The sequence below is a fragment of the Bacillus cereus group sp. MG1 genome, from assembly GCF_040460035.1.
GTDB classification, from domain to species: Bacteria; Bacillota; Bacilli; order Bacillales; family Bacillaceae_G; genus Bacillus_A; species Bacillus_A cereus.
Genome location: NZ_JARVGY010000004.1, coordinates 93,152 through 105,543, shown reverse-complemented (window position 1 = coordinate 105,543; position 12,392 = coordinate 93,152). Strand labels below are relative to the sequence as shown.

The window sequence follows — 12,392 nt, the reverse complement described above, 5'->3', positions numbered from 1 at the left end:
CTGATCAGACTAATATACTATATATGATACTAGTCTGATCAGATACATATTTTTTAGTTTTTCCTCTTTTATAGCTATCTTTTTATAATGATGAGATTTATTTTATGCTTTTCCGCTCTTAAAACATATTACAAATAATGTCTACTAACGATCTCAATTAAATTTATATAAGCTAGTTTAAGCTAGTTTAAGCTAGCCTCTTTCTAAAATTTTATTTGAGTATTTGTTCAGAGAAATATCAAATGTTTCTTTAAGTATCCTTTGATACTCTTCTTCATTTATGGTTCGTTTATTTTTATGGCCTTTTCTGGTTTCTGTAAAACTTTGTTTAGTAAGTGAAATATGCCCATCTTCAATTAATTTGCAGATAATGTATCCTTTGTTAAAAGGTGAGTCAGGATGCTCTACAATAATATTTTGTATAACATTTACTTTGTTTCCATCTATCGCATCTAATGTAAATGCAAAACCAGTACGCCATGTATTAGTAGGTTCAGAATCTAAGAATTGAGCACTCTCCCCATTTTCTCCTTTTTTCATTTCTAGTAGATAACTTCCTTTTTTAGTATTTTGTTTGCGAATACGATATTTTCCTGTTTGAGATGAAATTACTTCACCACTAAATGGGACAGGATGTAATGGTAGATGTGAGGCAAGCCCCCCGTCTACAATGTATTTCTGATTATTATAATTTAAAATAATAATCACATGTCCGTCGTCAGGTTTCCACTTATTACTACCTAAATCGTAGACCGTACCAGATACTCGATAAACATCAAATCCACAATCATGTAAAAAATAATATAATAGAGTATTAAGCTCGTAACATAGTCCTCCACGATGTGCTAGTAGTATTTTTTCTTGAACATTCTCTCTAGTAATTTTTCGGATATTTTTTTCCATAACGTCTAAATTTTCATAAGGTATTACATATGCCATTTGGAGAAGAATTTCATGTAAATCTTTAAACTTCACCTCTTCTATTGGCGACATTTGTAACCGTGAGAAGAAACCTTTTTGTAATTCAGTCAACATTGTAATCCACCTTCCATTTATAGAAAATTTAACCACTTGGTATAATCTTACACCAAATTAATATAAAATCAAGTATAAATAAATAATGTCAAGTTTCTTGATGTTATTTATCGTTTTACTACAGAAGAGTCTTTCCTCAATTTGTGTGAATGAAGGTGCGACAGCATCAACAAATAGGTGGGAGATGAATATCGGTTGGCGTAAGCCAACATGTTTGCTATTATATACTTGTACAGATCGCGCTCTTTGAAAACTGAAAATATAAGGTTGGTTGCAGAAAAACGTTGCAATCGTAAAAACTTCAACGTTCTACCATCCCACGTTTGCCGAAGTTGCGAAAACCAAGATAAAGTAGGTAGCGTGATGAGTCAACGTACAAGATACTTCTGTTTTCACCGTGGGGACTACGGGCAGAGCCTGCTTAGATAACTGGTGGATACATCGGTGTTCGCAGGAATCTCCCACTTCAAACAGTCCGTAAGGACGTTAAGTGGTGAGTAGTTCAATTTATATCAGACCTATCTTAAATCACTCAGCATTTCCCCTCCTAGCCAATTGTTTGAATTGAAGGATTCCTAGTGTTTTCTAATTGATTATAGTCCTTGCGGTCAAAAGGCGGACTTCTTTATTATAAATAAAATCTACCGAAATAATTCTCCCTTTCAAACATGTAAAAAATGATAGCTAAAAACTTTTAACTGCGAGACTTCACTGATTACTTTACAAAAATTCACTTATTTTTACAGACATCCAATAGGATAGTCTTATAAGTAATTTTACTAAATGCAATAAATATTTATGAGGTTAAATATTTATTGCATTTAGTATTTCCGATGTATTATTAGTATACAAAACATAGTATAATTTTTTCGTTTTAATGATTACCTTTTTCTTTGAAAAGGATGGACTTCCAATATAAACGACATGATCAAGTTTTTTAAGTGGGATATCATTAGTGGTAATATTAATAATATCTTTTAAAAAAATATTAATCTCTGCTGATTGCCATTCAATTATTATATAGTTTTTGAATATTTTGATATTTATATTTAACATATTTTATCAATCCTTTTTTATCAAGAATATAAAGATTTATAACAAATAAAACTATTATATATAATATACAAAAATAATAATATATTTTCACCTGTAGAAACATTATTATGCAAAATTTCATATTTTATTGTATTCTAAGATAACTGCTGGATACATCAGTCTTTATATAATTCCCCCACCTCATACATCTCGTAAAAGTCTTAAGTCAGGGAGTTTATAGAAGAATTTCTTCAGTTCAGTGTAACAAAATGATATTAAAGAATAATTAAAGTTTCGAAATATAATTAACTTAATTAAATAATTTTAAACAATAATTTTTAGTGAAATTTAACAATTAAAAAAGAATGTGTTTTTATTTAATTTTCTAAACACATTCTTTAAGTATATAAGATCTCATACCTTCATATTTTAGTAAAATTTTTTCTTGAAATATGTGGTATTTTTATGTTAAGAGGTCATTATGTTATGTCTATCTTCATTTGTGCATTTTAAATACTATTACCATCCTGTGCTAATGTTCATACCATTTCCCAAAAAAGTAAGAAACAGTGGATAAAATACCGGACCTAAGGTAAGAAATAAGTTTAAAAGTATAAGACGCCTAAATAATTTGGTATAGTACTTGTCATGATGATATTCAACTACTAAAATAATTAATGCTATTAGGTTTATTATATACTAATAGCATTAGTAGCCAATATTTAGCCATTAAACCGAGACTCCATGTTCCTAATAGTTGGTATATGATACCGAATGCTATTTCAAATATTTTAAAACTAAAGGAAATACCTGCAATCCTTATAACTAATTTAGTAAATAGTGTAGCGTATGTATTTTTACAATACAAATTTATTATAATGTATAGAGATAGAAAAACCATTAATACACCTACTCAATTCAATATCCTGTTTCCACCTAGTTAAAAAAAAAACAAAACATCCCTGTTTTAGAAAAAATGAAGGACATAATTATTTTTTTATATCGGTTTCATTATATCTTCATCCCTAAAAAAAATAAAAGTTAGACAAATCATTTTTACGCAAATTAGTTGTTGCTAAATACTAATTAACTTTGGGGTCTGTGTAGCAATGGAACCAAATCACGCAATACGCATTAGCGGACATTAGAAATGTTATTGCGTGGGTTTTAAAAGTAAATTTCAATCGCATCGATTATATACAATTATCAATTGCACCTTAATTTGAATACAAATTATCCAATAAAGAAAAAGATGCCCTTAATACTAAGAGCGCACCCTTTTCTTTACTAAATAGTACAACTTTATTTTAAATCAATATCAAACACCTCATCTGTCCTCGCTGTTACTTTCAGCCGAACTGTATCCAGTAGTCTCATCTTTCACAGCCACAACGAATGTCCATTGCAACCAAGGCTAATTAACCTTAACCGAATCTTCCAGTTGTCACAGTGTAGGATTTGAATTAAGTTTGATAAAATAGAGGTCGCACAACCTAATCAAGCACGAAACAATAGAGTTTGTCTTTAAGACGTATAAATCACACTTCAAGATAGACCATATCGTAATGTAAAACAAGAACGAATAGAGTGCCAATTACATGGAAAGCTAATCGCTATTTTCCTATGTTCCTCTTCTATGTTTAAAATGCGTCAATTACTTTCTAAAAAGAAGAAAAGAGAATTAAGCGAATATAAAGCGGTTGGGATAATCCAAGATCATCTATTTCTGCTATATTAAGCAATACAGCAAAACACCCAAGAGATAACAAAGATTCTAACCCGCCCGTTCAACCTTTTACAGAGGGAATCCCACAGATATGAGAAGAAAACTGTCTTTGATATATGGGTGCTGTCTATGAGTATAGTGGATTGAGAAAATAAAAGAAAGTTGCATAATTTTTTAAAAATGAAACCCGTTAGGGTTTATTCGGTATACTTACTTTTAAGGACATCAAATATTTTAAGCGTTTTTTAGTTCATATGAACAAAAGTTCATTTTGTTTCCGCTCTTGAGTTGATGAGCATGTATGGTGACCCCTAAAGTGCTTCCTATGGTCAGTGGGCCACTCCGTACTGCGAAAACTAGAGGGCGGCAAAGGTCGGGCGTAGAAATCCTTTTATTCCTGCGTTCTGAATGTATATTTTCCTCACGGAAATATCTATTTTTCTAAAAACGCTTAAAATTAATAAAATGAAAGTAAATTAATATTCAAATTTTAGCATTGGAACCTTTAACAAAAAATCACATATACTTATATAAATTTATAAAAGGCGCACAAAAGGGCAATTCCTTTTAAACAGGAATTGCCCTTTGTAAATGAATCAAAAGAAATTACAGACACAATCATTATACCAGCAATCTTTATGTTTTTTGTATATAAATTAAAAAATAAAAGGGGGGTGCAAAATCAATCAACAGATTTCGCACCAAAACAGATAAAAATAACAATCAATAGAAACATAGGAACAGGAGAATGTTTCATCACCTATTATAACCTATATCCTTACATTTTTGTTATTTAATTTGAAAATATGCAAAGATTCATACAGTTAATTTTAAATTTTCCTTCTATTTAAGTTCTACTAAATTAGAAAGAAACGAATCTCCTTTAGGCTGTCAATAACTCTAAAACCCAAAGACACCAAAAAAACCAATTCCCGTGTAATTGAAGTGAACTGATCTGCCCCCATTTGTTGAGACAAAGAAAAAACACCTAGATAACATGTTTCCTATAAGCTATAGGTGACATATTATCTAATTTTCTCTAAATCCGTTCATTATTATAGTAGTGGATGTATTCATCCACAGTTTGTATTATACTAGCATTATTCGATTGTTTTATCTTTTGCGCATAGAATCCTTCGGATTTTAAATGAGAATGAAAGGATTCTATGAGGGCATTATCATGGCAGTTTCCTGTAAGAGACATGCTTGTGATAATACCTTTTTCTTTGGAATATGTTTGAAATTGTTTTGATGTATACACCTTTGCTTGATCCGAATGTAAAATCGTATCAAGCACATTTCGCTTTTTTAAAGCCTCTTTTAGAGTATCTAATACAAGAGAAACATCCTGTGTCTCAGCTATTTTATAACTTACAATTTCATTGTTAAACCCATCTATAATAGATGAAAAATAAAGAGTCTTATTGCCGAACATCAAATACTTGATATCAGTGAACTATTTTTCATTAGGCTTGATAGCTTTAAATCTCCGTTGTATTCTATTTTTAGCTACCACTGGTTCATGACCGAGCACAAATATCTTTTTCTTTTTTCTAACCCGAGATAATACGTTGTATTTTCTCATGATATGTAATACTTTTTTATGATTTATTACGATGTTAAATTGATCACGTAGACAAGCTGTAACCCCACGGTATCCATACCGATATTTATGATGTTGACATATTTCTATTATGGTTTTTTCTTCATGGTTAGTTACTGTTTTCTCCTGCTTTTTCCAACGATAATAAGTAGCACATGAAATATTAAATATGGAACACAGTTCTGCAATTGTAAAAATTGATTGCCATTCCTTTATCATTATTTCTTCTTTTCCTCCCACCTTCTTAAGATTTCTTGGCACTTTTCCAGCAATATAATCTTTACCTTTAAATAACGTATTTCTAATTCTTTTTGTTCAAGTTCTGTTAACCTTTTTAAGCCTTTTCCATGTGCAGATTGTCTTCCAATAGATTGTTCAAACCGATAGGTTTCGCATTCACGATACTATTTCATCCAAGTTTTAATTTGGGCCACATATCTAATTCCTAAGGCATCCATAATTTCTTTATTTTTGAATCCTTGGTGTTTCATTTCAACTACTTTCCACTTTATTTCGGCAGGATAATGCGCCTTTTTCCCCTTTCGAAAAACACCTCCATTAAAATCATAACTGATACTTACGATTTAGAGAGGTGTTTTTATCGTCTCATTCTCAGGGGTCACTCCAGTATGAAAAGCTAGCGTTTTTCTCATGATTATGAGAATCGCAAATCACTACTTAATCATTTATACTTTTGAATGAAATTACAAAAAGGAATGGATTTTTTTCTGCATCGAAATTAACATTACCAAGGATCTAGTTTCTGACAGAAGAATAGTTTTTTAGAACACAACTTAAAAATTAATTTAGTTTTTTATTTTTTACATATGCATTTATTTATCGACATAAAAGTGAAAAATGCATATAATTTAATCACTCCGATTCCATCCAATACTAGAATCGTTAACAACGCATAAGCCTTATAGAAAGCCAAGAGGTTTATATACATCTTTCGTGTTTTAAATTAGGATATTTTCTTTTTATAACAAATTTAATTAATAGACTTAAAACATACATGATTACTATAAAGACATCAAACTTAATTAGTTATTTACTTTTTAAATCTCACCAAGTACCACAAAATCACCAAAAGAGATCCCTCTGACAGCATTAACTATATGAACCTTTACTTTATCTCTAATATGAAATTGTTTATCATCATGTAATTACACTGCCATCTCTAACTTTTTTCCATTCAAACCAGTGTATTCAAACATTACATAATTTGCATCAGACCCATTATATACTTCTACAACATGCCCAATTTCATATCCATCTATAGTTACCGTGTTTGTTTTAATTGCTTCTAATCCTAGTATGTTTGTCCTTGCCAATGCTGCCAATCCTAGTGCACTTGCTAACACAACTTTCTTTATGTTCATCCTATAATATCTCCATTCTTATGATATGTGAGTAGCTATTTTTGCACTATCACTTGTAATCATTATGGTTACAAGTTTGATTAATTATCAATAATAATTAGTATGCAATATTACATTTTCGTAAATAAAGCACTCACCAACTCCTCAACTGTTGTATATTTAACTAAGAATGTAGCTACTGCCCCTGTAGATGTTGAGTATTTAGTAATAAATGAATCCATAATGGTAACGATTTTTGTAAATGATTATTAAGTATTTTTCAGAAATGAGCTTGTTAACATTATTATTTTATACAAATAATACATGAAATGAGTTCTTTTTGTCATTAATATGAAGACTGCTCAGCGATTAATTTCAGTTTTTAAAATTCATAACGTTACCACTTTTGGTAACACTAGCTTTTTTATTAATGTTTAGTATTTCTTTTCTAGTAAAAAATCAAAAATAAACCTTAATTTAAGGAGCAGTTGATATGAGTTTAAAAGAACATGCTATGAAAGAATTTCAAGAAAAAATGTTTTCAAATGAGACTATACAAGATATGATTACAACTTATTATGAAATGAAAAATGGTATATCTGGTCTAGTGGGTGTACCGAATGGTAATTTTACACCTGTAAGAGGTATCTTAGCGTATACAGAACAACAGTTATTATTTTACAGTGAATTGTTTGGCAAGCTCCCTATTTCATTACAGATACTTTCCCATTAAATTGATGAAATAAAAGAAAAAACAAGCGTTCACTCTTTTTAAAACGTTTTCCATGTAGATCAAGATATTTTTTCAACATGTGGAGATGGAGCGGAATTTGTACATTTAAAAGAATTCTTTGAAAAAGTTAAGTATATGTCAAATTAGTAATTCCCAATCTTCACTAGAAAAGAATGAAGTTGGAACTACTCAAATAAGAATAGTTTATACACATGCTGATGGATAGATGGCTTCTAAGCTTAAAATCCACTCCGTTTGTTTTATACATTAAAATTTTTAAATAATATATTGTTAGGAGCTAATTACATAATATGAAAAAATATCTTTCTATTACACTACTTTTGGTTTTATTCGGATTATTGTCCCCATTCTCAAATATACATGCAGAGACAAATAACATCGGCTTAAATAAAGTTGATCAGATAGCTAATGTTTTTAATGATAATACCAATGTAAAAGAGAAAATTAGTTATATTAAGAATAGTGATGTTACTAACTGGTCAATTAAAGAGATTAATCTAGCCTTAGACAAAATGGATAGTTTAAATCTAAACATAATGGAACGCGCGCCATTAAAGAGAGAACTAATACGTAATTTTGGTTTTTTAAATTTTGATTTCAAAGGAACAAATTCAGATGTTTTAGCGTTTAAAGAGTTGAAAATAGAAATTGTGGAGACTAATCAGCCACTTACCCTATATAGAAGAAGTAAATCTGGGGAACCAGAGTCTAAATACGGTCTTGGTTATTGGTGGGGAGATAAGGCGAGAAGTATTAAAGAAACTAGAAATGAGTTGGCTGTATTAGAAGCATGGGGAAATCCATTGAATACAGTATATAAAATTCAAGTACCAAAGGGGATTAAAATGCTTAAAGGATTTACAGCTCCTCAAACTCAATATCTAAATGGGACAGATACAGTGCAAGAATATAGAAAAGGGGGAGCACTTCAATATTGGATTAATAACGTAAATAACAATTGGCTACATTGAAATATCTCTAGGAGGCCAGCATGGAAAATGATTATGAATTTATAAAATTAATTGTAGATTGCGAGCATATTATTAAAAAAAACACCCCTAGTAATTTTGAAGATACTAAAAGATATCATTTAATGTTAGATGAACTTAAAGGTTTAAGAATGACCATGAAATTGCAACAATTAAATACAAATTTGTATTATTTATCAATAACACAAATGCTCGAAAAAAATGACCCAGAAGAAGTACAATATGTTATATTAAAGTTAAATGAATTTTATTGTACTTACTATCAAAATCTATAGAAAAATGGTTTACGGTAAAGGCACTCGAAAAAGTGTCTTTACTTCATGAGAAGATCGCTACACAAGCTGTAGCAATCAAAAGCTCAATTTTCTTTAAGATATTTCGTATTTCTTCTATTCGTAAATCTGTAAACTTTGCACTAACTTCTATCGGTATTCCATTTTTATGCATACAATAAAAAAATGTATTTTCCATTATTCAATTCCTTTTTTCTCTACATAAAAAATTTAGCGGCCTCATCCATTAAGGTTTTCTCCCTTTCTCCCTACACTTGTTGAAAAGAAGAATTATAATGATTAAAAAATTCAATAAAAAATCATATCGTTGGTCTGCATTCGGAATTGCAATTGTAATGGGAGTATCAACATTCTCATTACTGAATGCAAAGGCTGAAGAACCGGTAAATCAAATCATACAGAAAGATAAAATTGTGGAACAAAAAGAAGCTCCAAAAGAAGAAAAAATAGATAAACAACCGGCTGTATTTAATAAAGATACATCATTTTTTGCGACCACAAACACACTTCCATTATGGGTGAATCGTTCTGCCAAAGAAGGCTTAACAACTCCACTGAATGAAAAAGTAACAAGCAAAGTAATTACTATTTCTTTTGATGAAATGTATATAGAAAAATTAAGAACATATATCCATTTTAGAATTGAAGATAAACATGGTAATTTAGTACCATATGAGTTTGATACAACTAGATTAGATATTTATGAAGATGAAAAAAAAGATGGGAAACAGGTAAACAAACCCAAGCTATAAGTTGCCAGGTTATTACCCAGAAACTTAAATTAGAGAGGGATTTACTAAAACTGGTCCTTTCGCGCAGATAAATTATATTTCTAATAAAAAATTAGATTCTACGCTTCAGCACGGTAAGGATTATGTTAAAGATAATAATTTAAAAGAATTACCTAGAGAAGCTTATTCGACAGGAGAAGATGATTTTATTCAACTTCCTGAGTTAGATAAAAATAGTGTTATGTATAGAATGATAGATAAACCTGAGGGAGTCATTCAAATTTCTGGTCCTAAATCTTATATCTTACCAAATACTATTAAAATATAGTTACAAATTGATAGAATAGGAAAAACAAAAGGAGATTGGAACTATGAATTTCAGGTAAACATAGATCAAGATAAATCTGCAAAAGCTACTGAAATTATGGAAGAGGAATCAAAAAAAGGAAAAATGAAAGAATAATACTATATTATAAAAGGGCATGATTCTAATTAAAATCATGCCCTTTTATTTAATTACAACCAAATACATAATAATTATTTCCATTCTTATTACTAAAAAAATTTTCTTTAACTTACTCTGGTAAATAATTCAGTAACTTAATTAAATCTTTTACAAACCCAGGACTAGCTAATTTTAATACGGCAGGTACTTCTTTAAAATGGTTTTTAAGACCAGCATCTACCTTCTTAGAATAATCCTTTTCATCACCTATTAATAAATCTACTATAGTAGTTTTTAATTGATTACTTATTTTTCCCCACAAAAATTCCGCTTCTTGAAAATGGTTATTTATAAATATTTTCACCTGATTAATAAATGGATCATTTTTTTGTTGAATTGCTTCTTGTAATTGTTTGATTGACATATCTTCCGCTTTCACCATCTGATTTATGGCAATATCATTTGTATGCTCTTCAGCATGAACACTTGTTCCCCAAATACCAAAACCACTAAAACCAATGGCACTAGCTAATGTAACACCCATAAATTTCTTCATAATAACAGAACAATTAATTTGTTTCATTTTTTTAATGCCTCCTTAAATAATTATAGTAAAAAACCACTATGAAATTATTTGTAGTAACAAAGGTGCATTTCTCTTAATTGTATTCCTTAAAATATATCGCTTACATTCAACTTATCATTTTTAAAATAAATTGTATATTGATAATATCCTTATAAAAAATTGCTAATGTTTAGTATAGATACTTTCTACTATTTCCATAAGAGAATAATACCCTCTTATGATGCAAAAAGCAGAAGAATAAAATAGTCAAGGCGTCCTCCTTTTATAAACTTTTATTTAGCAGGAGAAATAAATTTCTTTATAAAAGACAAAAAAAGAGAGGGATATCTTCCCTCTTCATCAATAAAATCAAACATATATACAATTAAGGAAGGGCATACATTCATCATTAGATGAAAGGAACAATAATAGTTCACCTAGTGAATTATAAAAAAAAATAACCCCTATAAATAGGTAATATTACAATTAATAGAATTATTGTGACAGATTCGTTGAGTTATATGTTTGCTAATGGAATGTGGATAGTGTAGGGATAAAATATAAGGGGGATATATATTATATTTAACAAAAAACAAAAATTAGTAACAACTGTAACAGCTTTAACATTAGGATGTGGATTTACTTTCGGATTAACACCAGCCTTTGCAGATTCTAATAAGATTAATACTCCTATTCATTCTATTCAAAACCAAGAGCAAGAGCCTTTTACTGGATATGTCATTTCAATAGATAACAATTATTTAGTGGTTGCTGCTACTTCTACAAAAGATGAAGCACTTATTTATCAACATAATTGGTGGGATTTAGTTTTTCAGAATAAAATTTTAAGAGTGCCTGTTTCTGATAGTGAACACTACACATTAGGTGAAAAATTAAACGTATATGCAGTTGGTTGGACTGCATAATTACCACCAATTGCTGTTATGCCTACTATTGAAAAAATAATCCAATAGATATTACTTACAATAATAAAGGATGTTTCTCTTCGAGTTCTTAACAACGGCTTATCAATTAAAACAAAAGCATTCATTTGAAGTACGACTGTTTCCGCAGCCTTCTTCAATTAACCAAGACTATATAAATTTTGTGGAAGAAAAACATTTCCACTCTATATAATGCAACTTCTTAATTAGATGTTCCAATTAAATATATTTTGATTAATCATAAGTTGACATTTGGCAAAAAGAAGATGCCGAAATATCAACTTGTAGTAATTGAAATTAAAATGCAGAAAACACACAAGAACGTCTCTAGCTCATTTAAATACTAGAGACGTTTTTCGTTTTTCGTTTTTCACTTATCTTTTAAACCATTAATTTTTTTCAGTTTCTCCATTTAATCGTTGATTTTTCAAATTAAAATAAGCATCTAATATATCTTTGCCATTTGCACAATTAATACCTGATTTCTCCTCTTGAATCCACGGCACAACAACAGAAAATACAGCTTCAGGATTATCATATATCTTATAACCTGCTAATGTTGAATTGTAACATTCTCTACGCAATCCTTTTTCATCTCTACCTTTCTCACTTTCTCTGTCATACACGGTCTGTGTAGTACCGGTTTTGCCAGTTGGTTTATATACTTTTCCTTATAAATCTAACTGTTATTAATAATTTTAAAATTATATAATATATTTTTAATAAGTAGTCCTCTTTAAACCAAAAATATAAATAACTCCTATTTAATTATATTTACATACTATTAACCTTATGTTAATGTGGACTCTATTATAATTAATTCTAGTTGATTTTTAAATTTCTTTACCCTGCTATAAGCAGTGCATACACAATATGAAAAATTAAAATAGTATTTCTTAAATTTTCATGGG

11 protein-coding genes and 4 pseudogenes are annotated in these 12,392 nt (G+C 29.5%); 6 read left to right on the top strand and 9 right to left on the bottom strand.

Annotation, left to right across the window (positions count from 1 at the left end; all coding sequences use genetic code 11):
• Positions 1-192 precede the first annotated feature (192 nt).
• The 3 genes and pseudogenes from QCI79_RS32195 to QCI79_RS32190 form a co-directional block, all read right to left on the bottom strand.
• Positions 193-1,035, bottom strand: coding sequence for an arylamine N-acetyltransferase family protein (locus QCI79_RS32195; RefSeq protein ID WP_021728278.1), 843 nt, complete (start codon positions 1,033-1,035; stop codon positions 193-195).
• An 804-nt stretch (positions 1,036-1,839) separates the two neighbouring features.
• Positions 1,840-2,091, bottom strand: a complete 252-nt coding sequence (locus QCI79_RS35100) for a SunI/YnzG family protein (protein WP_021728279.1) — start codon at positions 2,089-2,091, stop codon at positions 1,840-1,842.
• Between the two features lie 498 nt (positions 2,092-2,589).
• Positions 2,590-3,030: pseudogene (locus tag QCI79_RS32190) on the bottom strand (DUF3902 family protein).
• Positions 3,031-3,581: 551 nt separating this feature from the next.
• Here QCI79_RS32190 and QCI79_RS32185 point away from each other — a divergent pair.
• Positions 3,582-3,951 (top strand): annotated as a pseudogene (locus QCI79_RS32185) (IS4 family transposase); the annotation flags it as partial.
• Positions 3,952-4,835: 884 nt separating this feature from the next.
• Here QCI79_RS32185 and QCI79_RS32180 read toward each other — a convergent pair.
• Positions 4,836-5,890, bottom strand: a pseudogene (locus QCI79_RS32180) (IS3 family transposase).
• Positions 5,891-6,565: 675 nt separating this feature from the next.
• Complete coding sequence (locus QCI79_RS32175) at positions 6,566-6,781, bottom strand: F0F1 ATP synthase subunit alpha (RefSeq protein WP_021728282.1); 216 nt, start codon at positions 6,779-6,781, stop codon at positions 6,566-6,568.
• A gap of 472 nt (positions 6,782-7,253) precedes the next feature.
• On the opposite strand from QCI79_RS32175, the gene QCI79_RS32170 reads away from it, so the two are divergent.
• From QCI79_RS32170 to QCI79_RS32160, 3 genes are all read left to right on the top strand, one after another.
• Positions 7,254-7,493 carry a hypothetical protein gene (locus QCI79_RS32170; protein WP_021728283.1) on the top strand — a complete coding sequence of 80 codons (240 nt, stop codon included), beginning with the start codon at positions 7,254-7,256 and terminating at the stop codon, positions 7,491-7,493.
• Positions 7,494-7,804: 311 nt separating this feature from the next.
• Positions 7,805-8,485, top strand: coding sequence for a hypothetical protein (locus QCI79_RS32165; protein WP_021728284.1), 681 nt, complete (start codon positions 7,805-7,807; stop codon positions 8,483-8,485).
• Positions 8,486-8,505: 20 nt separating this feature from the next.
• Positions 8,506-8,778, top strand: a complete 273-nt coding sequence (locus tag QCI79_RS32160) for a hypothetical protein (protein ID WP_021728285.1) — start codon at positions 8,506-8,508, stop codon at positions 8,776-8,778.
• A 43-nt stretch (positions 8,779-8,821) separates the two neighbouring features.
• Here the strand turns inward: QCI79_RS32160 and QCI79_RS35095 are convergent, their stop codons facing one another.
• Positions 8,822-8,974, bottom strand: coding sequence for a hypothetical protein (locus QCI79_RS35095; RefSeq protein ID WP_023901227.1), 153 nt, complete (start codon positions 8,972-8,974; stop codon positions 8,822-8,824).
• A gap of 97 nt (positions 8,975-9,071) precedes the next feature.
• On the opposite strand from QCI79_RS35095, the gene QCI79_RS32150 reads away from it, so the two are divergent.
• A complete protein-coding gene (locus tag QCI79_RS32150) occupies positions 9,072-9,548 on the top strand; it encodes a hypothetical protein (RefSeq protein WP_021728286.1) in 477 nt (158 codons plus the stop codon).
• Positions 9,549-10,102: 554 nt separating this feature from the next.
• On the opposite strand, the gene QCI79_RS32145 is transcribed toward QCI79_RS32150, so the two are convergent.
• A complete protein-coding gene (locus QCI79_RS32145; protein WP_021728287.1) occupies positions 10,103-10,555 on the bottom strand; it encodes a hypothetical protein in 453 nt (150 codons plus the stop codon).
• Between the two features lie 560 nt (positions 10,556-11,115).
• Between QCI79_RS32145 and QCI79_RS32140 the strand changes: the two genes are divergently transcribed.
• Complete coding sequence (locus QCI79_RS32140) at positions 11,116-11,463, top strand: hypothetical protein (protein WP_044129470.1); 348 nt, start codon at positions 11,116-11,118, stop codon at positions 11,461-11,463.
• On the opposite strand, the gene QCI79_RS32135 is transcribed toward QCI79_RS32140, so the two are convergent.
• Entirely contained in the window at positions 11,412-11,621 is a 210-nt protein-coding gene (locus tag QCI79_RS32135) for a hypothetical protein (RefSeq protein ID WP_140161410.1), read from the bottom strand. The two genes, QCI79_RS32140 and QCI79_RS32135, sit on opposite strands and share 52 nt — an antisense overlap.
• Positions 11,622-11,870: 249 nt before the next feature.
• A pseudogene (locus QCI79_RS32130) lies at positions 11,871-12,143 on the bottom strand (penicillin-binding transpeptidase domain-containing protein); the annotation flags it as partial.
• Positions 12,144-12,392: the final 249 nt, after the last annotated feature.

What these genes read in the sequence shown, in the direction of transcription:
- QCI79_RS32195 (WP_021728278.1), bottom strand. Translation starts at nt 1,035, where the DNA reads ATGTTGACTGAATTACAAAAAGGTTTCTTCTCACGGTTACAAATGTCG.
- QCI79_RS35100 (WP_021728279.1), bottom strand. Translation starts at nt 2,091, where the DNA reads ATGTTAAATATAAATATCAAAATATTCAAAAACTATATAATAATTGAA.
- QCI79_RS32175 (WP_021728282.1), bottom strand. Translation starts at nt 6,781, where the DNA reads ATGAACATAAAGAAAGTTGTGTTAGCAAGTGCACTAGGATTGGCAGCA.
- QCI79_RS32170 (WP_021728283.1), top strand. Translation starts at nt 7,254, where the DNA reads ATGAGTTTAAAAGAACATGCTATGAAAGAATTTCAAGAAAAAATGTTT.
- QCI79_RS32165 (WP_021728284.1), top strand. Translation starts at nt 7,805, where the DNA reads ATGAAAAAATATCTTTCTATTACACTACTTTTGGTTTTATTCGGATTA.
- QCI79_RS32160 (WP_021728285.1), top strand. Translation starts at nt 8,506, where the DNA reads ATGGAAAATGATTATGAATTTATAAAATTAATTGTAGATTGCGAGCAT.
- QCI79_RS35095 (WP_023901227.1), bottom strand. Translation starts at nt 8,974, where the DNA reads ATGGAAAATACATTTTTTTATTGTATGCATAAAAATGGAATACCGATA.
- QCI79_RS32150 (WP_021728286.1), top strand. Translation starts at nt 9,072, where the DNA reads ATGATTAAAAAATTCAATAAAAAATCATATCGTTGGTCTGCATTCGGA.
- QCI79_RS32145 (WP_021728287.1), bottom strand. Translation starts at nt 10,555, where the DNA reads ATGAAACAAATTAATTGTTCTGTTATTATGAAGAAATTTATGGGTGTT.